We start from the raw sequence: 24,244 nt of genomic DNA on the forward strand, positions 1-24,244 counted from the left end.
CTCCCTGTGTATTATTGGCTGTTTTTTTGATCACGATAACCGCTTTATTACTGAGTGTGTGAAACTCCACAATATTCAAAGCGGATTTGATGGGTAAAATTATTAGGTAAAACAATGACCAAGCCAGGTAACATGAGTAAATTCCAATCAAACCGCTTATCCGTTGCACCCATGCTCGATTGGACTGACCGCCACTGTCGTTACTTTCACCGTTTGCTCTCTCAGCAGACTCTTCTGTACACGGAAATGGTAACAACAGGCGCGATCTTACACGGTAAGGGCGATTTCCTAGAATACAGTGAGCAAGAGCATCCACTGGCTCTTCAACTTGGTGGTTCAAATCCAGTTGATCTTGCGGCTTGTGCCAAACTTGCGGCTGAGCGTGGTTATGATGAAGTAAATCTTAACGTAGGTTGCCCTTCAGACCGAGTTCAAAACGGTCGCTTTGGTGCGTGCTTAATGGCGGAGCCAGAGCTAGTAGCAGACTGTGTATCAGCAATGAAAGAAGTGACTGATATTCCAATCACAGTGAAAACTCGCATTGGTATCGATGACCAAGACTCATATGAGTTTCTGACGAAGTTCATTTCAACGGTTTCTGAAAAGGGTGGTTGTGAGCAATTCACTATTCATGCACGTAAAGCGTGGTTGAGTGGTCTTAGCCCGAAAGAGAACCGTGAGATCCCACCTCTGGATTATGATCGTGCTTACCAGATCAAGAAAGACTTCTCTGATCTAGTGATCGCAGTAAATGGTGGTATCACCACATTAGAACAAACAAAAGAACATCTTCAGTACCTTGATGGCGTGATGATCGGTCGTGAGGCTTACCATAGCCCATTTATTCTGGCGGAAGTGGACCAACAGATCTTCGGATTAGATACGCCAATTAAGAAACGCTCACAAGTCGTGGAAGAGATGTACCCGTACATTGAACGTGAACTTTCAAACGGTGCAAGCTTAGGACACATTTCTCGTCATATGCTTGGCTTGTTCCAAAGCATGCCGGGTGCAAGACAATGGCGTCGCTACATCAGCGAAAATGCACATAAGAAAGGTGCGGGTATCGAAGTCATGCAGACGGCATTGGCTAAGATTCCTAAAGAGCTGAACGTATAGGTTAAATTCGCCATTAAAGGCTAAATTTACCACTTTGATTTATTTAAAAAGCCGCGCATGAGAATGTGCGGCTTTTTATTTGACTGATAAATAAGGATTTTATTGGTTTTGGCGACTTGGTACAGATGCTGCAATGTTAGAAAGTAGGAAAGATAGGTCATTAACTCATTAGGGAGACCATTATGTTTGAATTAATCTTTGTTCTTATTTTCGTTGCTACGCTACTTGTGACAGGCATTACCTTTATGACGGTATTAGCGGCAACTGGAGTCGCATTAGCTGTAATGTTGCTGCTTGGTATGATGAGTGTGGTGTTTAAATTACTGCCTTGGTTGATTGTGATTGCAATCGGTGTGTGGTTTTTCAAAAACTTTGTACATAGCTCGAATCAGAGACGCTACTAAAGTCATGACACCGTCAAATATCGGCTTGCCGTCGGTTTATCGTTTTAGTCTTTAAGATGTGTGGTAGAATTTTCCCCAATAATCTATGAATGTGCATACACTTAGCACAACGATATGGAATTGGAGCTATCTCAAATGAATAAAATGCCATTAATTGCTTTAGTGGGAATGCTATCTTTAAGTTCAGCGGTATCTGCTGAGGAAGAGTTTTCTTACACGGCTAAAGTCGGTGCCGATATGTGGTGGGGAAGTACCAAGCTAAATGAAGTGAGACAAGACGAAGACTCTAACTCTCCTTCTGTGTATTTCGCATTTGAGCATAATGCCCCAATGCTGCCAAATGCTAGCTTCCGTTATACGTCTATTGATACGGATGCATTGGCTTTTGATAAGTACGACTACACATTCTACTACACCTTGCTAGAGCACAAGTTGATGAACTTCGATGCGGGTCTGACGTTTACTCAGTACTCAAACTCGAATTACATTAAACCAAAAGCGACAGGTGCGAAAACATCAACCTTTGATGAGTTTACTTGGAGCTTCTACGGTAACGCAGAAATCAACGTTCCTGACACCAACTTCGATATCATTGGTACCATGGAATTCGGTGATAGCAGCGGTATTAAGAGCACAGATTTGATGGCGGGTGTTCAGTACCGAATACCAGTATCTGAGTCTGAAATCGCTCTGCGCGGTGGTTACCGTGTTATCGACTTAGATTCAGATGAGTTCTTTGATTCTGAGCTAGGTAAAAACTTTGTCATGGTAGATGGCTGGTTTGCTGGCGCAGAAGTACGATTCTAAGTTCACCTAAAGAACATCTAAAACCAATTTTAAAAACGCCGCTTTATTAAGCGGCGTTTTTTTATATCTGTTGATTATATCTTTCTGGAATTAGTTAGCACATTCATCACTTTCGACCATCCTTATACAGAGAGCTGATTAACGTCTATTCTTATAAGGTCTATGTTGTTGGGTCAGAACAAGGGATGGAATATGACACTCAATGAATTACGCAATTTATATCGAGAAAATTTGTTAGTTGAAGCCATCATAGAGCCCTCAATACAAGAAGGGTCTTGGGTTGTGGAGTTTCGCCATATGGGCGGCGGTTTTGTTCTGCTTACTGATGTCCATGGTGAGGAGTGCCATTATGCGGATTTAGATCTAGCATCTAAGTCGGCAATGGCGGTGGGTTTTCAACAAGTTCGTATTGAAAACCAGTAGCCAATTTACCCATTCAATCGCTTTTTACTTCCAAAAAGTTATAAAACATACTTTTATATTCTTTCTTGTTATTAGAAGGAGTGGTTAATCTATCGTCACGCAATGATTAGGGATGTCGTGACCATGTCTTTAAATAAGAAAGAGTCTTCACAAAATAATAATGCACAGTCTGGGGCGAACGAGCTACCTGGATTAGCTGCACCGCTTAATGACCAACAACTGGGTCATCTTCAACAAACTGTTTCCGAATTATCTTCTCAGCAATTGGCATGGGTCAGTGGTTACCTATGGGGTGTGAGCCAAGCTCAACCTGTGGGCGCAGCCGCACCGATTACTCAAGCAGCTGCGGCGGTTGCTGCAAAACCTGCTGGTAAGCTCAGCATTATCTTTGCTTCTCAAACCGGTAATGCTAAAGGCGTCGCTGAATCACTAGAGGCAGAAGCAAAAGCCTTAGGTATCGCCGTCGAGCTTTTCGATGCCAGTGATTACAAAGGCAAGAACCTAGCGAAAGAGACGCACGTCATTTTCGTGGCTTCGACTAATGGCGAGGGTGAAGCGCCAGATAACGCGATTGAGCTGCACGAGTTCCTACAATCAAAGAAAGCGCCAAAGCTATCAAACTTACAATACGGTGTGATTGGTCTGGGCGACTCAAGCTACGAGTTTTTCTGCCAAACCGCGAAAGACTTCGATAACTTCCTAGCCAAGCTTGGTGCCAAATCATTTGTTGACCGTCTTGACTGCGACGTGGATTACGAAGCGGCAGCAACAGAGTGGCGTGCTAAAGCTCTATCACAAGTACAAGAAACACTGTCGACGGGCGCAGAGGCTGAAGTAGTTCAATTACCAGTAGGTCAAGCCGCTTCAGGTCATTCGCAGTACACCAAGCAAAACCCGTATACAGCAACATTGCTAACAAGCCAAAAGATCACAGGTCGTGATTCGGGTAAAGATGTTCGTCATATCGAGATTGATCTGGATGAGTCCGGTATTACTTATCAACCGGGTGACGCACTGGGTGTGTGGTATGAAAACAGTTCAGAATTAGCGAATCAGATTCTTGCTCAAGTTGGGCTCTCTGGTATCGAGAGCGTAGATGTGGATGGTGAAAACCTCTCTATTCATAGTGCTCTAGTGAGTAAGTTCGAGATAACGGCTTCAAACCCTCAACTTGTGACTAAGTTTGCTGAGCTATCTGGTAGCAAGAAACTGTTAAAGCTGGTGGAAGATAAAGACAAGCTTCGTGAATACGCGGGCAACACGCAAATTGTTGATGTATTAGCTGAGAAGAAAACCAAACTATCGGCTGATGAACTTCTAGGCCTGTTGCGTAAGCTTACACCTCGCCTGTACTCAATCGCATCGAGCCAAGCTGAAGTGGATGAAGAAGTTCACCTAACCGTTGGTTTGGTTGAATACCAAAAAGGTGAAGAGTCTCGCTTAGGTGGAGCATCAAGTTTCCTAGCTCAGCGTTTAGAGGAAGGTGGTGAAGTGAAGGTGTTCGTTGAGAACAACAATAACTTCAAGCTACCACAAGACGACAATACTCCAATCATTATGGTCGGCCCTGGTACTGGTATTGCACCATTCCGCAGCTTTGTTCAAGAGCGAGAAAACAATGACGCTCAAGGTAAGAGCTGGTTGTTCTTTGGCGACCGTACCTTTACTCAAGACTTCCTATACCAAGTTGAATGGCAGAAGTACCTCAAATCTGGTGCGCTAACTAAGCTAGATGTTGCTTTTAGCCGAGACCAAAAAGAGAAAGTGTATGTACAAGACCGCTTAATCGAGCAAGCAGAACAAGTATGGCAATGGCTACAAGAAGGTGCGTACTTCTATGTGTGTGGCGATGCGACTCGAATGGCGAAAGACGTACATGAAGCACTAGTTACGATTGCTGAAAAGCAGGGCAATCAAAGTCGCGAACAGGCTGAGCAATTTATTAATGATTTACGTAAAGCAAAACGTTACCAAAGGGATGTGTACTAATGAGCAAGCAAGTAATAGAGCAAGAAGTGCTAGGCCAAGTACTTGGTCCGTTGGCTGACAATGAGCGTCTAAAGCGTGAGAGCAATAACCTGCGCGGTACGATTGAGCAAGACTTACAAGATCGTATCACTGGTGGTTTTACAGCAGATAACTTTCAACTGATTCGTTTCCACGGCATGTACCAACAAGACGACCGTGATATTCGTAACGAACGTGCTAAGCAAAAGCTAGAGCCTCTACATAACGTCATGCTTCGTGCGCGTATGCCAGGTGGTATCATTACTCCTAAGCAGTGGTTAGCAATAGATAAGTTTGCCGATGAAAGTACCTCTTATGGTTCAATCCGTTTAACGACTCGTCAAACGTTTCAGTTTCACGGCGTGTTAAAGCCAAATATCAAGCTGATGCACCAAACGCTAAATAGCATTGGTATTGATTCAATTGCTACTGCGGGTGACGTAAACCGAAACGTTTTGTGTACGACAAACCCAGTAGAATCTGAACTTCACCAAGAAGCCTATAAGTGGGCGAAGAAGATCAGTGAACACCTACTTCCTAAAACTCGTGCTTATGCTGAGATTTGGCTTGATGGCGAGAAATTAGAAACAACCGATGATGAGCCAATCTTAGGTAATAACTATCTACCGCGTAAATTCAAGACAACGGTCGTGATCCCACCACAAAATGATGTCGACGTTCACGCTAATGATCTTAACTTTGTCGCTATTGCTGAAGATGGAAAGCTCGTGGGCTTTAACGTGTTAGTTGGTGGCGGCTTAGCAATGACGCACGGCGATACTTCTACTTATGCTCGTAAAGCTGACGACTTTGGTTTCGTACCACTAGAAAATACGTTAGATGTTGCGGCAGCGGTTGTTACCACACAGCGTGATTGGGGTAACCGTTCAAACCGTAAGAATGCAAAAACTAAGTACACACTAGACCGTGTAGGTATTGATGTGTTCAAAGCGGAAGTTGAAAAGCGTGCGGGTGTTAAGTTCTCGGAAAGTCGCCCTTATGAATTCACGGAGCGTGGTGACCGTATCGGTTGGGTTGAAGGCATTGATGGTAAGCACCATTTGGCGCTGTTTATTGAAAATGGTCGCTTGCTTGATTTTCCTGGTAAAGCATTGAAAACCGGTGTCGCAGAAATTGCTAAGATCCACAAAGGCGATTTCCGTATGACTGCAAACCAAAACTTAATTGTTGCAGGTGTACCTAAGAACCAAAAAGCAAAAATTGAGAAGCTTGCTCGTCAATATGGTTTGATGGATGACGCGGTAAGTGAACAACGCAAAAATTCGATGGCGTGTGTGGCATTTCCAACATGTCCTCTAGCAATGGCAGAAGCCGAACGCTTTCTTCCAGAGTTTGTTACCGATGTTGAAGGCATTCTCGAGAAACACGGTTTACCAGAAGACGATAACATTATCCTTCGTGTAACCGGTTGTCCAAATGGCTGTGGCCGTGCAATGTTGGCTGAGCTTGGTTTAGTAGGCAAAGCTCCAGGTCGTTACAATATGCACTTAGGTGGCAACAAAGCCGGTACTCGTATTCCTAAGATGTATAAAGAGAACATCACATCAGCTCAGATCTTAGAAGAGATTGACACGCTGGTGGGCCGTTGGGCAGCAGAGCGAGAAGAGAACGAAGGGTTCGGTGACTTCACAATCCGAGCTGGCATCATCCAAGAGGTGATCATTTCAAAGAGGGACCTGCATGCATAATTCTGTCGCTTCAAAATTGAAGTTAGCAGAGCTGCTCGCATTGACCAAGACGGAGCAGGTACTTCGTCTTGGACAGATAAATGCAGAGTTAGAACAGCTAACTGCTCTAGAAAGAGTCAAATGGGCACTAGAAAACTTAGAAGGGACACATGTGGTGTCTTCAAGTTTTGGAATCCAAGCAGCACTCATGCTGCACTTAGTCACTCAGGCAAAGCCGGATATTCCAGTTATCCTTACCGATACCGGGTATCTATTTCCAGAGACCTATCGCTTTATAGATGAGTTAAGCCAGAAGCTCACTTTAAACCTACAAGTATTTCGTGCTCAGCAAAGTCCTAATTGGCAAGAAGCACAATATGGAAAACTTTGGGAGCAAGGGCTAGAAGGTATCGAGAAATATAACAAGCTCAATAAAGTCGAACCGATGAGAAGGGCGTTAGATGAACTTGAGGCAGGTACTTGGTTCTCCGGCTTGAGAAGAGAGCAATCCCAATCACGTGCAAATTTGGCAATCTTGTCTATCCAAAATGGTGTGTTTAAGTTCTTACCTATAATTGATTGGACCAATAAAGATGTTCACTACTACCTAGAAGAGTACGGTCTGAGTTACCATCCGCTTCGAGAGCAGGGTTACCTTTCAGTTGGAGATACACACACAACTAAGAAGTGGGAGCCTGGTATGACAGAAGAAGAAACCCGCTTTAACGGGTTAAAACGAGAATGTGGGCTTCATGAGGACGATGGCGAACAATATGGCTCAGGTATTTAGGCTCATTGTTTATTAAAAAGCTGCTTTAGGGCAGCTTTTTTGCTTTTCTGGGGGCAAGAAAGCAACTCCTGTGGATAACTCTGTGATTAGTTTGTAGGTACTTTGTAGTTAAACTTGAATAAATAAGCTCTTGGTGGCTTATCCATCATGTAAGCCTTGTTTTTGCATTTTTCTTAAATAAACACTTGCCAATGTGAGCTACATCTCTATAATGCCGCCTCACTGACACGGCAGACGCCATAAGGCTTCAGCAAAGAATGTTGGTTAGGCAACTAGCTTCAAGCGATTATTCGCTTCTACTTTTAGAAAGTAGAAATTAATTTTCAAAAGTGTTTGACACTGAAGATTAAGTCGCTAGAATGGCCACCTCTTCCGAAGTGATGTAAGTCACAACGAAGAGAAGTTCTTTAACAATTTAAACCTATCAATCTGTGTGGGCACTCGTTGATGAATATCAAAAAATGAAGCTTCGGTTTCAACTTGATTTCAATGAACTGAGTGACCAATTCGAATCGTAAGATTCGGCACAGTCAATTCAACATTACTTAGCTTTTTATTAAGCGAAGAGAATGTAATCAGTATTCATTGAGTCGACAAAATCTTAAATTGAAGAGTTTGATCATGGCTCAGATTGAACGCTGGCGGCAGGCCTAACACATGCAAGTCGAGCGGAAACGAGTTGTCTGAACCTTCAGGGAACGATAACGGCGTCGAGCGGCGGACGGGTGAGTAATGCCTAGGAAATTGCCTTGATGTGGGGGATAACCATTGGAAACGATGGCTAATACCGCATAATGCCTACGGGCCAAAGAGGGGGACCTTCGGGCCTCTCGCGTCAAGATATGCCTAGGTGGGATTAGCTAGTTGGTGAGGTAATGGCTCACCAAGGCGACGATCCCTAGCTGGTCTGAGAGGATGATCAGCCACACTGGAACTGAGACACGGTCCAGACTCCTACGGGAGGCAGCAGTGGGGAATATTGCACAATGGGCGAAAGCCTGATGCAGCCATGCCGCGTGTATGAAGAAGGCCTTCGGGTTGTAAAGTACTTTCAGTTGTGAGGAAGGGGGTGTCGTTAATAGCGGCATTTCTTGACGTTAGCAACAGAAGAAGCACCGGCTAACTCCGTGCCAGCAGCCGCGGTAATACGGAGGGTGCGAGCGTTAATCGGAATTACTGGGCGTAAAGCGCATGCAGGTGGTTCATTAAGTCAGATGTGAAAGCCCGGGGCTCAACCTCGGAACTGCATTTGAAACTGGTGAACTAGAGTACTGTAGAGGGGGGTAGAATTTCAGGTGTAGCGGTGAAATGCGTAGAGATCTGAAGGAATACCAGTGGCGAAGGCGGCCCCCTGGACAGATACTGACACTCAGATGCGAAAGCGTGGGGAGCAAACAGGATTAGATACCCTGGTAGTCCACGCCGTAAACGATGTCTACTTGGAGGTTGTGGCCTTGAGCCGTGGCTTTCGGAGCTAACGCGTTAAGTAGACCGCCTGGGGAGTACGGTCGCAAGATTAAAACTCAAATGAATTGACGGGGGCCCGCACAAGCGGTGGAGCATGTGGTTTAATTCGATGCAACGCGAAGAACCTTACCTACTCTTGACATCCAGAGAAGCCAGCGGAGACGCAGGTGTGCCTTCGGGAGCTCTGAGACAGGTGCTGCATGGCTGTCGTCAGCTCGTGTTGTGAAATGTTGGGTTAAGTCCCGCAACGAGCGCAACCCTTATCCTTGTTTGCCAGCGAGTAATGTCGGGAACTCCAGGGAGACTGCCGGTGATAAACCGGAGGAAGGTGGGGACGACGTCAAGTCATCATGGCCCTTACGAGTAGGGCTACACACGTGCTACAATGGCGCATACAGAGGGCAGCGAACTTGCGAGAGTGAGCGAATCCCAAAAAGTGCGTCGTAGTCCGGATTGGAGTCTGCAACTCGACTCCATGAAGTCGGAATCGCTAGTAATCGTAGATCAGAATGCTACGGTGAATACGTTCCCGGGCCTTGTACACACCGCCCGTCACACCATGGGAGTGGGCTGCAAAAGAAGTGGGTAGTTTAACCTTCGGGAGGACGCTCACCACTTTGTGGTTCATGACTGGGGTGAAGTCGTAACAAGGTAGCCCTAGGGGAACCTGGGGCTGGATCACCTCCTTATACGAAGATGTTCACGATAAGTGTCCACACAGATTGATGGTTTAGATTTAGTTAAGGCCAGAGCTTTAATTAATAACGCTAGTTATTGATTAAAGCTTTTTGCTTTAAGCTCTTTAACAATTTGGAAAGCTGACTGATTAACTCTATGAGTTAATCAAATTAAAAGTTCTCAATGTTTATCTTTAGATAAACACAACATAAACACATTCAAGTGTCTTGGCTTTTTGTCTTCACTTTTTAAAAGTGAAAATAAAGAGTATCAAATTGAGTCCGGCAAACACGTAATAAGAACTAACCCTTCTTATTACAACCAAAAACCTTGGTTGTTTACCATACATAAAGACCTCTTCGGGTTGTATGGTTAAGTGACTAAGCGTACACGGTGGATGCCTTGGCAGTCAGAGGCGATGAAGGACGTATTAACTTGCGATAAGCCCAGATTAGACAGTAAAAGTCATTTGAGTCTGGGATTTCCGAATGGGGAAACCCACTTACATAAGTAAGTATCTTGTTGTGAATACATAGCAACAAGAGGCAAACCGGGGGAACTGAAACATCTAAGTACCCCGAGGAAGAGAAATCAACCGAGATTCCGAAAGTAGCGGCGAGCGAAATTGGATTAGCCCTTAAGCTTTTAATGATGCAGGTGAAGAGTCTGGAAAGTCTCGCAATAAAGGGTGATAGCCCCGTAACCGACACATCATCATCAGTGAAAACGAGTAGGGCGGGACACGTGATATCCTGTCTGAATATGGGGGGACCATCCTCCAAGGCTAAATACTACTGACTGACCGATAGTGAACCAGTACCGTGAGGGAAAGGCGAAAAGAACCCCTGTGAGGGGAGTGAAATAGAACCTGAAACCGTGTACGTACAAGCAGTAGGAGCACCTTCGTGGTGTGACTGCGTACCTTTTGTATAATGGGTCAGCGACTTAATTTTAGTAGCAAGGTTAACCGTTTAGGGGAGCCGTAGGGAAACCGAGTCTTAACTGGGCGTACAGTTGCTAGGATTAGACCCGAAACCAGGTGATCTAGCCATGGGCAGGTTGAAGGTTGAGTAACATCAACTGGAGGACCGAACCGACTAATGTTGAAAAATTAGCGGATGACTTGTGGCTAGGGGTGAAAGGCCAATCAAACCTGGAGATAGCTGGTTCTCCCCGAAAGCTATTTAGGTAGCGCCTCGGACGAATACTACTGGGGGTAGAGCACTGTTAAGGCTAGGGGGTCATCCCGACTTACCAACCCTTTGCAAACTCCGAATACCAGTAAGTACTATCCGGGAGACACACGGCGGGTGCTAACGTCCGTCGTGGAGAGGGAAACAACCCAGACCGCCAGCTAAGGTCCCAAAGTATAGCTAAGTGGGAAACGATGTGGGAAGGCTCAGACAGCCAGGATGTTGGCTTAGAAGCAGCCATCATTTAAAGAAAGCGTAATAGCTCACTGGTCGAGTCGGCCTGCGCGGAAGATGTAACGGGGCTAAGCTATACACCGAAGCTGCGGCTACGCACTTATGTGCGTGGGGTAGGGGAGCGTTCTGTAAGCCGTTGAAGGTGGTCTGTAAGGGCTGCTGGAGGTATCAGAAGTGCGAATGCTGACATGAGTAACGATAAAGGGAGTGAAAAACTCCCTCGCCGGAAGACCAAGGGTTCCTGTCCAACGTTAATCGGGGCAGGGTAAGTCGACCCCTAAGGCGAGGCCGAAAGGCGTAGTCGATGGGAAACGGGTTAATATTCCCGTACTTCTTACAATTGCGATGGGGGGACGGAGAAGGCTAGGTGGGCCTGGCGACGGTTGTCCAGGTTCAAGTACGTAGGCGGAAGAATTAGGTAAATCCGGTTCTTCTTAACGCTGAGATACGATGTCGAGCTACTACGGTAGTGAAGTCATTGATGCCATGCTTCCAGGAAAAGCCTCTAAGCTTCAGATTGTAAGGAATCGTACCCCAAACCGACACAGGTGGTCGGGTAGAGAATACCAAGGCGCTTGAGAGAACTCGGGTGAAGGAACTAGGCAAAATGGTACCGTAACTTCGGGAGAAGGTACGCTCTTATCAGTGAAGTCCCTTGCGGATGGAGCAGACGAGAGTCGCAGATACCAGGTGGCTGCAACTGTTTATTAAAAACACAGCACTGTGCAAAATCGTAAGATGACGTATACGGTGTGACGCCTGCCCGGTGCCGGAAGGTTAATTGATGGGGTTAGACTTCGGTCGAAGCTCTTGATCGAAGCCCCGGTAAACGGCGGCCGTAACTATAACGGTCCTAAGGTAGCGAAATTCCTTGTCGGGTAAGTTCCGACCTGCACGAATGGCGTAATGATGGCCACGCTGTCTCCACCCGAGACTCAGTGAAATTGAAATCGCTGTGAAGATGCAGTGTACCCGCGGCTAGACGGAAAGACCCCGTGAACCTTTACTACAGCTTGGCACTGAACATTGAACCTACATGTGTAGGATAGGTGGGAGACTTTGAAACCGCGTCGCTAGATGTGGTGGAGTCGTCCTTGAAATACCACCCTTGTAGTTTTGATGTTCTAACGTTGGTCCCTGAATCGGGATTACGGACAGTGCCTGGTGGGTAGTTTGACTGGGGCGGTCTCCTCCCAAAGAGTAACGGAGGAGCACGAAGGTGGGCTAAACACGGTTGGACATCGTGTGGTTAGTGCAATGGCATAAGCCCGCTTGACTGCGAGAATGACAATTCGAGCAGGTGCGAAAGCAGGTCATAGTGATCCGGTGGTTCTGAATGGAAGGGCCATCGCTCAACGGATAAAAGGTACTCCGGGGATAACAGGCTGATACCGCCCAAGAGTTCATATCGACGGCGGTGTTTGGCACCTCGATGTCGGCTCATCACATCCTGGGGCTGAAGTCGGTCCCAAGGGTATGGCTGTTCGCCATTTAAAGTGGTACGCGAGCTGGGTTTAGAACGTCGTGAGACAGTTCGGTCCCTATCTGCCGTGGGCGTTGGAAAATTGAAGGGGGCTGCTCCTAGTACGAGAGGACCGGAGTGGACGAACCTCTGGTGTTCGGGTTGTCATGCCAATGGCATTGCCCGGTAGCTAAGTTCGGAATCGATAACCGCTGAAAGCATCTAAGCGGGAAGCGAGCCCTGAGATGAGTTTTCCCTGACACTTTAAGTGTCCTAAAGGGTTGTTCAAGACTAGAACGTTGATAGGCAGGGTGTGTAAGTGCTGCGAGGCATTGAGCTAACCTGTACTAATTGCCCGTGAGGCTTAACCATACAACACCCAAGGGGTTTTGATGGACTCATAACTGTTGTTTCCGCTTTAAAAAGCAGAGGCAAACAAGAACACTTGAATGAGTTTACGTAAGAACTTTTAATAGCTTTCCAGATTATTTTGCCTTCAGTTTTTAAAAAAGCTGAAAGTAAAAGCAAAATTTTGCTTGGCGACCATAGCATTGTGGACCCACCTGATTCCATGCCGAACTCAGAAGTGAAACACAATAGCGCCGATGGTAGTGTGGGGCTTCCCCATGTGAGAGTAGGACATCGCCAGGCTTTAATTTCGACTTTGTCTACAAAGTAGACAAGTCACCATAGAGTTCTAAGTTTTCTTAGTATTTTATGTTGACTTTCAAAGTAGAAAGCGTACTATACGCGTCCTGCTTAAGTGCTAAGGCACTGAAAGCAAAGCTCTTTAACAATTTAAACCTATCAATCTGTGTGGGCACTCGTTGATGAATATCAAAAAATGAAACTTCGGTTTCAACTTGATTTCAATGAACTGAGTGACCAATCGATAATTTATTATCGGCACAGTCAATTCATTATCATTCTGTTGGAATGATAATAGCTTTAGAATTACTTTTTGTAGTTTTGAAGTCAGTATTCGTTGAGTCACAAAATCTTAAATTGAAGAGTTTGATCATGGCTCAGATTGAACGCTGGCGGCAGGCCTAACACATGCAAGTCGAGCGGAAACGAGTTATCTGAACCTTCGGGGAACGATAACGGCGTCGAGCGGCGGACGGGTGAGTAATGCCTAGGAAATTGCCTTGATGTGGGGGATAACCATTGGAAACGATGGCTAATACCGCATAATGCCTACGGGCCAAAGAGGGGGACCTTCGGGCCTCTCGCGTCAAGATATGCCTAGGTGGGATTAGCTAGTTGGTGAGGTAATGGCTCACCAAGGCGACGATCCCTAGCTGGTCTGAGAGGATGATCAGCCACACTGGAACTGAGACACGGTCCAGACTCCTACGGGAGGCAGCAGTGGGGAATATTGCACAATGGGCGAAAGCCTGATGCAGCCATGCCGCGTGTATGAAGAAGGCCTTCGGGTTGTAAAGTACTTTCAGTTGTGAGGAAGGGGGTGTCGTTAATAGCGGCATTTCTTGACGTTAGCAACAGAAGAAGCACCGGCTAACTCCGTGCCAGCAGCCGCGGTAATACGGAGGGTGCGAGCGTTAATCGGAATTACTGGGCGTAAAGCGCATGCAGGTGGTTCATTAAGTCAGATGTGAAAGCCCGGGGCTCAACCTCGGAACTGCATTTGAAACTGGTGAACTAGAGTACTGTAGAGGGGGGTAGAATTTCAGGTGTAGCGGTGAAATGCGTAGAGATCTGAAGGAATACCAGTGGCGAAGGCGGCCCCCTGGACAGATACTGACACTCAGATGCGAAAGCGTGGGGAGCAAACAGGATTAGATACCCTGGTAGTCCACGCCGTAAACGATGTCTACTTGGAGGTTGTGGCCTTGAGCCGTGGCTTTCGGAGCTAACGCGTTAAGTAGACCGCCTGGGGAGTACGGTCGCAAGATTAAAACTCAAATGAATTGACGGGGGCCCGCACAAGCGGTGGAGCATGTGGTTTAATTCGATGCAACGCGAAGAACCTTACCTACTCTTGACATCCAGAGAAGCCAGCGGAGACGCAGGTGTGCCTTCGGGAGCTCTGAGACAGGTGCTGCATGGCTGTCGTCAGCTCGTGTTGTGAAATGTTGGGTTAAGTCCCGCAACGAGCGCAACCCTTATCCTTGTTTGCCAGCGAGTAATGTCGGGAACTCCAGGGAGACTGCCGGTGATAAACCGGAGGAAGGTGGGGACGACGTCAAGTCATCATGGCCCTTACGAGTAGGGCTACACACGTGCTACAATGGCGCATACAGAGGGCAGCGAACTTGCGAGAGTGAGCGAATCCCAAAAAGTGCGTCGTAGTCCGGATTGGAGTCTGCAACTCGACTCCATGAAGTCGGAATCGCTAGTAATCGTAGATCAGAATGCTACGGTGAATACGTTCCCGGGCCTTGTACACACCGCCCGTCACACCATGGGAGTGGGCTGCAAAAGAAGTGGGTAGTTTAACCTTTCGGGGAGGACGCTCACCACTTTGTGGTTCATGACTGGGGTGAAGTCGTAACAAGGTAGCCCTAGGGGAACCTGGGGCTGGATCACCTCCTTATACGAAGATACTCACGATAAGTGTCCACACAGATTGATACGGTTTAGAAAGTAAAGAGACGAAGAACTCCCAAGTTCTTCAATCTAGTGTCCCGTTCGTCTAGAGGCCTAGGACACCGCCCTTTCACGGCGGTAACAGGGGTTCGACTCCCCTACGGGATACCATCTTTAAGTGCATTTTTTATAGTGTTTTTAAAAATGGTTACTTCATTACGAAGTGATTAGCTCTTTAACAATTTGGAAAGCTGACTGATTAACTCTATGAGTTAATCAAATTAAAAGTTCTCAATGTTTATCTTTAGATAAACACAACACAAACACATTCAAGTGTCTTGGCTTTTTGTCTTCACTTTTTAAAAGTGAAAATAAAGAGTATTAAATTGAGTCCGGCAAACACGTAATAAGAATTAACCCTTCTTGTTACAACCAAAAACCTTGGTTAGTTGCCATACACTAAGACCCTTTCGGGTTGTATGGTTAAGTGACTAAGCGTACACGGTGGATGCCTTGGCAGTCAGAGGCGATGAAGGACGTATTAACTTGCGATAAGCCCAGATTAGACAGTAAAAGTCATTTGAGTCTGGGATTTCCGAATGGGGAAACCCACTTACATAAGTAAGTATCTTGTTGTGAATACATAGCAACAAGAGGCAAACCGGGGGAACTGAAACATCTAAGTACCCCGAGGAAGAGAAATCAACCGAGATTCCGAAAGTAGCGGCGAGCGAAATTGGATTAGCCCTTAAGCTTTTAATGAGACAGACGAAGGCTCTGGAAAGTGCCGCAATAAAGGGTGATAGCCCCGTAGTCGACATCTCATCATCAGTGAAAACGAGTAGGGCGGGACACGTGATATCCTGTCTGAATATGGGGGGACCATCCTCCAAGGCTAAATACTACTGACTGACCGATAGTGAACCAGTACCGTGAGGGAAAGGCGAAAAGAACCCCTGTGAGGGGAGTGAAATAGAACCTGAAACCGTGTACGTACAAGCAGTAGGAGCACCTTCGTGGTGTGACTGCGTACCTTTTGTATAATGGGTCAGCGACTTAATTTTAGTAGCAAGGTTAACCGTTTAGGGGAGCCGTAGGGAAACCGAGTCTTAACTGGGCGTACAGTTGCTAGGATTAGACCCGAAACCAGGTGATCTAGCCATGGGCAGGTTGAAGGTTGAGTAACATCAACTGGAGGACCGAACCGACTAATGTTGAAAAATTAGCGGATGACTTGTGGCTAGGGGTGAAAGGCCAATCAAACCTGGAGATAGCTGGTTCTCCCCGAAAGCTATTTAGGTAGCGCCTCGGACGAATACTACTGGGGGTAGAGCACTGTTAAGGCTAGGGGGTCATCCCGACTTACCAACCCTTTGCAAACTCCGAATACCAGTAAGTACTATCCGGGAGACACACGGCGGGTGCTAACGTCCGTCGTGGAGAGGGAAACAACCCAGACCGCCAGCTAAGGTCCCAAAGTATAGCTAAGTGGGAAACGATGTGGGAAGGCTCAGACAGCCAGGATGTTGGCTTAGAAGCAGCCATCATTTAAAGAAAGCGTAATAGCTCACTGGTCGAGTCGGCCTGCGCGGAAGATGTAACGGGGCTAAGCTATACACCGAAGCTGCGGCTACGCACTTATGTGCGTGGGGTAGGGGAGCGTTCTGTAAGCCGTTGAAGGTGGTCTGTAAGGGCTGCTGGAGGTATCAGAAGTGCGAATGCTGACATGAGTAACGATAAAGGGAGTGAAAAACTCCCTCGCCGGAAGACCAAGGGTTCCTGTCCAACGTTAATCGGGGCAGGGTAAGTCGACCCCTAAGGCGAGGCCGAAAGGCGTAGTCGATGGGAAACGGGTTAATATTCCCGTACTTCTTACAATTGCGATGGGGGGACGGAGAAGGCTAGGTGGGCCTGGCGACGGTTGTCCAGGTTCAAGTACGTAGGCGGAAGAATTAGGTAAATCCGGTTCTTCTTAACGCTGAGATACGATGTCGAGCTACTACGGTAGTGAAGTCATTGATGCCATGCTTCCAGGAAAAGCCTCTAAGCTTCAGATTGTAAGGAATCGTACCCCAAACCGACACAGGTGGTCGGGTAGAGAATACCAAGGCGCTTGAGAGAACTCGGGTGAAGGAACTAGGCAAAATGGTACCGTAACTTCGGGAGAAGGTACGCTCTTATCAGTGAAGTCCCTTGCGGATGGAGCAGACGAGAGTCGCAGATACCAGGTGGCTGCAACTGTTTATTAAAAACACAGCACTGTGCAAAATCGTAAGATGACGTATACGGTGTGACGCCTGCCCGGTGCCGGAAGGTTAATTGATGGGGTTAGACTTCGGTCGAAGCTCTTGATCGAAGCCCCGGTAAACGGCGGCCGTAACTATAACGGTCCTAAGGTAGCGAAATTCCTTGTCGGGTAAGTTCCGACCTGCACGAATGGCGTAATGATGGCCACGCTGTCTCCACCCGAGACTCAGTGAAATTGAAATCGCTGTGAAGATGCAGTGTACCCGCGGCTAGACGGAAAGACCCCGTGAACCTTTACTACAGCTTGGCACTGAACATTGAACCTACATGTGTAGGATAGGTGGGAGACTTTGAAACCGCGTCGCTAGATGTGGTGGAGTCGTCCTTGAAATACCACCCTTGTAGTTTTGATGTTCTAACGTTGGTCCCTGAATCGGGATTACGGACAGTGCCTGGTGGGTAGTTTGACTGGGGCGGTCTCCTCCCAAAGAGTAACGGAGGAGCACGAAGGTGGGCTAAACACGGTTGGACATCGTGTGGTTAGTGCAATGGCATAAGCCCGCTTGACTGCGAGAATGACAATTCGAGCAGGTGCGAAAGCAGGTCATAGTGATCCGGTGGTTCTGAATGGAAGGGCCATCGCTCAACGGATAAAAGGTACTCCGGGGATAACAGGCTGATACCGCCCAAGAGTTCATATCGACGGCGGTGTTTGGCACCTCGATGTCGGCTCATCACATCCTGGGGCTGAAGTCGGTCCCAAGGGTATGGCTGTTCGCCATTTAAAGTGGTACGCGAGCTGGGTTTAGAACGTCGTGAGACAGTTCGGTCCCTATCTGCCGTGGGCGTTGGAAAATTGAAGGGGGCTGCTCCTAGTACGAGAGGACCGGAGTGGACGAACCTCTGGTGTTCGGGTTGTCATGCCAATGGCATTGCCCGGTAGCTAAGTTCGGAATCGATAACCGCTGAAAGCATCTAAGCGGGAAGCGAGCCCTGAGATGAGTTTTCCCTGACACTTTAAGTGTCCTAAAGGGTTGTTCAAGACTAGAACGTTGATAGGCAGGGTGTGTAAGTGCTGCGAGGCATTGAGCTAACCTGTACTAATTGCCCGTGAGGCTTAACCATACAACACCCAAGGGGTTTTGATGGACTCATAACTGTTGTTTCCGCTTTAAAAAGCAGAGGCAAACAAGAACACTTGAATGAGTTTACGTAAGAACTTTTAATAGCTTTCCAGATTATTTTGCCTTCAGTTTTTAAAAAAGCTGAAAGTAAAAGCAAAATTTGCTTGGCGACCATAGCATTGTGGACCCACCTGATTCCATGCCGAACTCAGAAGTGAAACACAATAGCGCCGATGGTAGTGTGGGGCTTCCCCATGCGAGAGTAGGACATCGCCAAGCTTTAATTTCGACTTTGTCTACAAAGTAGACAAGTCACCATAGAGTTCTAAGTTTTCTTAGTATTTTATGTTGACTTTCAAAGTAGAAAGCGTATTATTCGCGTCCTGCTTAAGTGCTAAGGCACTGAAAGCAAAGCTCTTTAACAATTTAAACCTATCAATCTGTGTGGGCACTCGTTGATGAATATCAAAAATTGATTCTTAGGAATCACATTGATTTCAATGAACTGAGTGACCAATCGATAATTTATTATCGGCACAGTCAATTCATTATCATTCTGTTGGAATGATAATAGCTTTAGAATTACACAGTAGTTTTGAAGTCAGTATTCGTTGAGTCACAAAATCTTAAATTGAAGAGTTTGATCATGGCTCAGATTGAACGCTGGCGGCAGGCCTAACACATGCAAGTCGAGCGGAAACGACTTAACTAAACCTTCGGGGAACGTTGAGGGCGTCGAGCGGCGGACGGGTGAGTAATGCCTAGGAAATTGCCTTGATGTGGGGGATAACCATTGGAAACGATGGCTAATACCGCATAATGCCTACGGGCCAAAGAGGGGGACCTTCGGGCCTCTCGCGTCAAGATATGCCTAGGTGGGATTAGCTAGTTGGTGAGGTAATGGCTCACCAAGGCGACGATCCCTAGCTGGTCTGAGAGGATGATCAGCCACACTGGAACTGAGACACGGTCCAGACTCCTACGGGAGGCAGCAGTGGGGAATATTGCACAATGGGCGAAAGCCTGATGCAGCCATGCCGCGTGTATGAAGAAGGCCTTCGGGTTGTAAAGTACTTTCAGTTGTGAGGAAGGGGGTGTCGTTAATAGCGGCATTTCTTGACGTTAGCAACAGAAGAAGCACCGGCTAACTCCGTGCCAGCAGCCGCGGTAATACGGAGGGTGCGAGCGTTAATCGGAATTACTGGGCGTAAAGCGCATGCAGGTGGTTCATTAAGTCAGATGTGAAAGCCCGGGGCTCAACCTCGGAACTGCATTTGAAACTGGTGAACTAGAGTACTGTAGAGGGGGGTAGAATTTCAGGTGTAGCGGTGAAATGCGTAGAGATCTGAAGGAATACCAGTGGCGAAGGCGGCCCCCTGGACAGATACTGACACTCAGATGCGAAAGCGTGGGGAGCAAACAGGATTAGATACCCTGGTAGTCCACGCCGTAAACGATGTCTACTTGGAGGTTGTGGCCTTGAGCCGTGGCTTTCGGAGCTAACGCGTTAAGTAGACCGCCTGGGGAGTACGGTCGCAAGATTAAAACTCAAATGAATTGACGGGGGCCCGCACAAGCGGTGGAGCATGTGGTTTAATTCGATGCAACGCGAAGAACCTTACCTACTCTTGACATCCAGAGAAGCCAGCGGAGACGCAGGTGTGCCTTCGGGAGCTCTGAGACAGGTGCTGCATGGCTGTCGTCAGCTCGTGTTGTGAAATGTTGGGTTAAGTCCCGCAACGAGCGCAACCCTTATCCTTGTTTGCCAGCGAGTAATGTCGGGAACTCCAGGGAGACTGCCGGTGATAAACCGGAGGAAGGTGGGGACGACGTCAAGTCATCATGGCCCTTACGAGTAGGGCTACACACGTGCTACAATGGCGCATACAGAGGGCAGCGAACTTGCGAGAGTGAGCGAATCCCAAAAAGTGCGTCGTAGTCCGGATTGGAGTCTGCAACTCGACTCCATGAAGTCGGAATCGCTAGTAATCGTAGATCAGAATGCTACGGTGAATACGTTCCCGGGCCTTGTACACACCGCCCGTCACACCATGGGAGTGGGCTGCAAAAGAAGTGGGTAGTTTAACCTTCGGGAGGACGCTCACCACTTTGTGGTTCATGACTGGGGTGAAGTCGTAACAAGGTAGCCCTAGGGGAACCTGGGGCTGGATCACCTCCTTATACGAAGATATTCGCGATAAGTGTCCACACAGATTGATACGGTTTAGAAAGTAAAGAGACGATATTGGGTCTGTAGCTCAGCTGGTTAGAGCGCTCGCCTGATAAGCGGGAGGTCGGTGGTTCAAGTCCACTCAGACCCACCAATATCGACTTAGATGGGGCTATAGCTCAGCTGGGAGAGCGCCTGCCTTGCACGCAGGAGGTCTGCGGTTCGATCCCGCATAGCTCCACCATCTTTAAGTGTTCTTCCTTAAGAATCTTTAAAAATGGTTCATTTATTGAATCAAGCTCTTTAACAATTTGGAAAGCTGACTGATTAACTCTATGAGTTAATCAAATTAAAAGTTCTCAATGTTTATCTTTAGATAAACACAACACAAACACATTCAAGTGTCTTGGCTTTTTGTCTTCACTTTTTAAAAGTGAAAATAAAGAGTATTAAATTGAGTCCGGCAAACACGTAATAAGAATTAACCCTTCTTATTACAACCAAAAACCTTGGTTGTTTACTATACATAAAGACCTCTTCGGGTTGTATGGTTAAGTGACTAAGCGTACACGGTGGATGCCTTGGCAGTCAGAGGCGATGAAGGACGTATTAACTTGCGATAAGCCCAGATTAGACAGTAAAAGTCATTTGAGTCTGGGATTTCCGAATGGGGAAACCCACTTACATAAGTAAGTATCTTGTTGTGAATACATAGCAGCAAGAGGCAAACCGGGGGAACTGAAACATCTAAGTACCCCGAGGAAGAGAAATCAACCGAGATTCCGAAAGTAGCGGCGAGCGAAATTGGATTAGCCCTTAAGCTTTTAATGATGCAGGTGAAGAGTCTGGAAAGTCTCGCAATAAAGGGTGATAGCCCCGTAACCGACACATCATCATCAGTGAAAACGAGTAGGGCGGGACACGTGATATCCTGTCTGAATATGGGGGGACCATCCTCCAAGGCTAAATACTACTGACTGACCGATAGTGAACCAGTACCGTGAGGGAAAGGCGAAAAGAACCCCTGTGAGGGGAGTGAAATAGAACCTGAAACCGTGTACGTACAAGCAGTAGGAGCACCTTCGTGGTGTGACTGCGTACCTTTTGTATAATGGGTCAGCGACTTAATTTTAGTAGCAAGGTTAACCGTTTAGGGGAGCCGTAGGGAAACCGAGTCTTAACTGGGCGTACAGTTGCTAGGATTAGACCCGAAACCAGGTGATCTAGCCATGGGCAGGTTGAAGGTTGAGTAACATCAACTGGAGGACCGAACCGACTAATGTTGAAAAATTAGCGGATGACTTGTGGCTAGGGGTGAAAGGCCAATCAAACCTGGAGATAGCTGGTTCTCCCCGAAAGCTATTTAGGTAGCGCCTCGGACGAATACTACTGGGGGTAGAGCACTGTTAAGGCTAGGGGGTCATCCCGACTTACCAACCCTTTGCAAACTCCGAATACCAGTAAGTACTATCCGGGAGACACACGGCGGGTGCTAACGTCCGTCGTGGAGAGGGAAACAACCCAGACCGCCAGCTAAGGTCCCAAAGTATAGCTAAGTGGGAAACGATGTGGGAAGGCTCAGACAGCCAGGATGTTGGCTTAGAAGCAGCCATCATTTAAAGAAAGCGTAATAGCTCACTGGTCGAGTCGGCCTGCGCGGAAGATGTAACGGGGCTAAGCTATACACCGAAGCTGCGGCTACGCACTTATGTGCGTGGGGTAGGGGAGCGTTCTGTAAGCCGTTGAAGGTGGTCTGTAAGGGCTGCTGGAGGTATCAGAAGTGCGAATGCTGACATGAGTAACGATAAAGGGAGTGAAAAACTCCCTCGCCGGAAGACCAAGGGTTCCTGTCCAACGTTAATCGGGGCAGGGTAAGTCGACCCCTAAGGCGAGGCCGAAAGGCGTAGTCGATGGGAAACGGGTTAATATTCCCGTACTTCTTACAATTGCGATGGGGGGACGGAGAAGGCTAGGTGGGCCTGGCGACGGTTGTCCAGGTTCAAGTACGTAGGCGGAAGAATTAGGTAAATCCGGTTCTTCTTAACGCTGAGATACGATGTCGAGCTACTACGGTAGTGAAGTCATTGATGCCATGCTTCCAGGAAAAGCCTCTAAGCTTCAGATTGTAAGGAATCGTACCCCAAACCGACACAGGTGGTCGGGTAGAGAATACCAAGGCGCTTGAGAGAACTCGGGTGAAGGAACTAGGCAAAATGGTACCGTAACTTCGGGAGAAGGTACGCTCTTATCAGTGAAGTCCCTTGCGGATGGAGCAGACGAGAGTCGCAGATACCAGGTGGCTGCAACTGTTTATTAAAAACACAGCACTGTGCAAAATCGTAAGATGACGTATACGGTGTGACGCCTGCCCGGTGCCGGAAGGTTAATTGATGGGGTTAGACTTCGGTCGAAGCTCTTGATCGAAGCCCCGGTAAACGGCGGCCGTAACTATAACGGTCCTAAGGTAGCGAAATTCCTTGTCGGGTAAGTTCCGACCTGCACGAATGGCGTAATGATGGCCACGCTGTCTCCACCCGAGACTCAGTGAAATTGAAATCGCTGTGAAGATGCAGTGTACCCGCGGCTAGACGGAAAGACCCCGTGAACCTTTACTACAGCTTGGCACTGAACATTGAACCTACATGTGTAGGATAGGTGGGAGACTTTGAAACCGCGTCGCTAGATGTGGTGGAGTCGTCCTTGAAATACCACCCTTGTAGTTTTGATGTTCTAACGTTGGTCCCTGAATCGGGATTACGGACAGTGCCTGGTGGGTAGTTTGACTGGGGCGGTCTCCTCCCAAAGAGTAACGGAGGAGCACGAAGGTGGGCTAAACACGGTTGGACATCGTGTGGTTAGTGCAATGGCATAAGCCCGCTTGACTGCGAGAATGACAATTCGAGCAGGTGCGAAAGCAGGTCATAGTGATCCGGTGGTTCTGAATGGAAGGGCCATCGCTCAACGGATAAAAGGTACTCCGGGGATAACAGGCTGATACCGCCCAAGAGTTCATATCGACGGCGGTGTTTGGCACCTCGATGTCGGCTCATCACATCCTGGGGCTGAAGTCGGTCCCAAGGGTATGGCTGTTCGCCATTTAAAGTGGTACGCGAGCTGGGTTTAGAACGTCGTGAGACAGTTCGGTCCCTATCTGCCGTGGGCGTTGGAAAATTGAAGGGGGCTGCTCCTAGTACGAGAGGACCGGAGTGGACGAACCTCTGGTGTTCGGGTTGTCATGCCAATGGCATTGCCCGGTAGCTAAGTTCGGAATCGATAACCGCTGAAAGCATCTAAGCGGGAAGCGAGCCCTGAGATGAGTTTTCCCTGACACTTTAAGTGTCCTAAAGGGTTGTTCAAGACTAGAACGTTGATAGGCAGGGTGTGTAAGTGCTGCGAGGCATTGAGCTAACCTGTACTAATTGCCCGTGAGGCTTAACCATACAACACCCAAGGGGTTTTGATGGACTCATAACTGTTGTTTCCGCTTTAAAAAGCAGAGGCAAACAAGAACACTTGAATGAGTTTACGTAAGAACTTTTAATAGCTTTCCAGATTATTTTGCCTTCAGTTTTTAAAAAAGCTGAAAGTAAAAGCAAAATTTGCTTGGCGACCATAGCATTGTGGACCCACCTGATTCCATGCCGAACTCAGAAGTGAAACACAATAGCGCCGATGGTAGTGTGGGGCTTCCCCATGTGAGAGTAGGACATCGCCAGGCTTTAAATTATGAACGACTTGTCAGCGACGACAAGTAGTCCACTGCGGAGTGGTAGTTCAGTTGGTTAGAATACCGGCCTGTCACGCCGGGGGTCGCGGGTTCGAGTCCCGTCCACTCCGCCACTTATTCGATAACCTCGCCTAGTGCGAGGCTTTTTCGAATC

Annotated in this window: 7 protein-coding genes, 4 tRNA genes and 9 rRNA genes; all 20 read left to right on the forward strand. The window is 47.5% G+C overall.

Features of this window, described 5'->3' with window-relative positions; genetic code table 11:
• Positions 1-114 precede the first annotated feature (114 nt).
• On the forward strand, positions 115-1,119 hold the full coding sequence (gene dusA, locus OCV52_RS01410) for a tRNA dihydrouridine(20/20a) synthase DusA (protein WP_137408847.1): 1,005 nt from the start codon (positions 115-117) through the stop codon (positions 1,117-1,119).
• Positions 1,120-1,301: 182 nt separating this feature from the next.
• Positions 1,302-1,523 carry an envelope stress response protein PspG gene (gene pspG, locus OCV52_RS01415; RefSeq protein ID WP_008224319.1) on the forward strand — a complete coding sequence of 74 codons (222 nt, stop codon included), beginning with the start codon at positions 1,302-1,304 and terminating at the stop codon, positions 1,521-1,523.
• 135 nt (positions 1,524-1,658) lie between these two features.
• Positions 1,659-2,330, forward strand: a complete 672-nt coding sequence (locus OCV52_RS01420; RefSeq protein WP_137408848.1) for a TIGR04219 family outer membrane beta-barrel protein — start codon at positions 1,659-1,661, stop codon at positions 2,328-2,330.
• 192 nt (positions 2,331-2,522) lie between these two features.
• Positions 2,523-2,753 carry a hypothetical protein gene (locus tag OCV52_RS01425; protein ID WP_004735813.1) on the forward strand — a complete coding sequence of 77 codons (231 nt, stop codon included), beginning with the start codon at positions 2,523-2,525 and terminating at the stop codon, positions 2,751-2,753.
• A 123-nt stretch (positions 2,754-2,876) separates the two neighbouring features.
• A complete protein-coding gene (locus tag OCV52_RS01430; protein ID WP_137408849.1) occupies positions 2,877-4,742 on the forward strand; it encodes an assimilatory sulfite reductase (NADPH) flavoprotein subunit in 1,866 nt (621 codons plus the stop codon).
• The gene (gene cysI, locus OCV52_RS01435) at positions 4,742-6,469 is read left to right on the forward strand and encodes an assimilatory sulfite reductase (NADPH) hemoprotein subunit (protein ID WP_137408850.1); all 1,728 of its coding nucleotides are present in this window, start codon (positions 4,742-4,744) and stop codon (positions 6,467-6,469) included. Before OCV52_RS01430 ends, cysI begins: the two co-directional genes overlap by 1 nt.
• On the forward strand, positions 6,462-7,238 hold the full coding sequence (locus OCV52_RS01440; RefSeq protein ID WP_137408851.1) for a phosphoadenylyl-sulfate reductase: 777 nt from the start codon (positions 6,462-6,464) through the stop codon (positions 7,236-7,238). Before cysI ends, OCV52_RS01440 begins: the two co-directional genes overlap by 8 nt.
• 603 nt (positions 7,239-7,841) lie before the next feature.
• Positions 7,842-9,394, forward strand: a 16S ribosomal RNA gene (locus OCV52_RS01445).
• A gap of 359 nt (positions 9,395-9,753) precedes the next feature.
• Positions 9,754-12,644: ribosomal RNA gene (locus OCV52_RS01450) — 23S ribosomal RNA — on the forward strand.
• Between the two features lie 163 nt (positions 12,645-12,807).
• Positions 12,808-12,923 (forward strand): 5S ribosomal RNA (gene rrf / locus OCV52_RS01455).
• 351 nt (positions 12,924-13,274) lie between these two features.
• A 16S ribosomal RNA gene (locus OCV52_RS01460) occupies positions 13,275-14,829 on the forward strand.
• A gap of 88 nt (positions 14,830-14,917) precedes the next feature.
• Positions 14,918-14,993, forward strand: a tRNA-Glu gene (locus OCV52_RS01465).
• A gap of 310 nt (positions 14,994-15,303) precedes the next feature.
• Positions 15,304-18,194 (forward strand): 23S ribosomal RNA (locus tag OCV52_RS01470).
• Between the two features lie 162 nt (positions 18,195-18,356).
• Positions 18,357-18,472, forward strand: a 5S ribosomal RNA gene (gene rrf, locus OCV52_RS01475).
• A gap of 349 nt (positions 18,473-18,821) precedes the next feature.
• A 16S ribosomal RNA gene (locus tag OCV52_RS01480) occupies positions 18,822-20,374 on the forward strand.
• A gap of 66 nt (positions 20,375-20,440) precedes the next feature.
• Positions 20,441-20,517: transfer RNA gene (locus OCV52_RS01485), tRNA-Ile, on the forward strand.
• 14 nt (positions 20,518-20,531) lie between these two features.
• Positions 20,532-20,607: transfer RNA gene (locus OCV52_RS01490), tRNA-Ala, on the forward strand.
• A gap of 305 nt (positions 20,608-20,912) precedes the next feature.
• Positions 20,913-23,803 (forward strand): 23S ribosomal RNA (locus OCV52_RS01495).
• Between the two features lie 162 nt (positions 23,804-23,965).
• Positions 23,966-24,081 (forward strand): 5S ribosomal RNA (gene rrf, locus OCV52_RS01500).
• Together the 16S, 23S and 5S rRNA genes with 4 tRNA genes alongside form the textbook arrangement of a ribosomal RNA operon.
• A gap of 45 nt (positions 24,082-24,126) precedes the next feature.
• Positions 24,127-24,203 (forward strand) — tRNA-Asp (locus OCV52_RS01505).
• The last annotated feature ends 41 nt before the right edge of the window (positions 24,204-24,244 follow it).

The organism is Vibrio chagasii (assembly GCF_024347355.1).
In the GTDB taxonomy this organism is placed as follows: Bacteria; Pseudomonadota; Gammaproteobacteria; order Enterobacterales; family Vibrionaceae; genus Vibrio; species Vibrio chagasii.

Bases quoted from the DNA above. Each gene is read 5' to 3' on its own strand.
- dusA (WP_137408847.1), top strand. From the start codon at position 115: ATGACCAAGCCAGGTAACATGAGTAAATTCCAATCAAACCGCTTATCC.
- pspG (WP_008224319.1), top strand. From the start codon at position 1,302: ATGTTTGAATTAATCTTTGTTCTTATTTTCGTTGCTACGCTACTTGTG.
- OCV52_RS01420 (WP_137408848.1), top strand. From the start codon at position 1,659: ATGAATAAAATGCCATTAATTGCTTTAGTGGGAATGCTATCTTTAAGT.
- OCV52_RS01425 (WP_004735813.1), top strand. From the start codon at position 2,523: ATGACACTCAATGAATTACGCAATTTATATCGAGAAAATTTGTTAGTT.
- OCV52_RS01430 (WP_137408849.1), top strand. From the start codon at position 2,877: ATGTCTTTAAATAAGAAAGAGTCTTCACAAAATAATAATGCACAGTCT.
- cysI (WP_137408850.1), top strand. From the start codon at position 4,742: ATGAGCAAGCAAGTAATAGAGCAAGAAGTGCTAGGCCAAGTACTTGGT.
- OCV52_RS01440 (WP_137408851.1), top strand. From the start codon at position 6,462: ATGCATAATTCTGTCGCTTCAAAATTGAAGTTAGCAGAGCTGCTCGCA.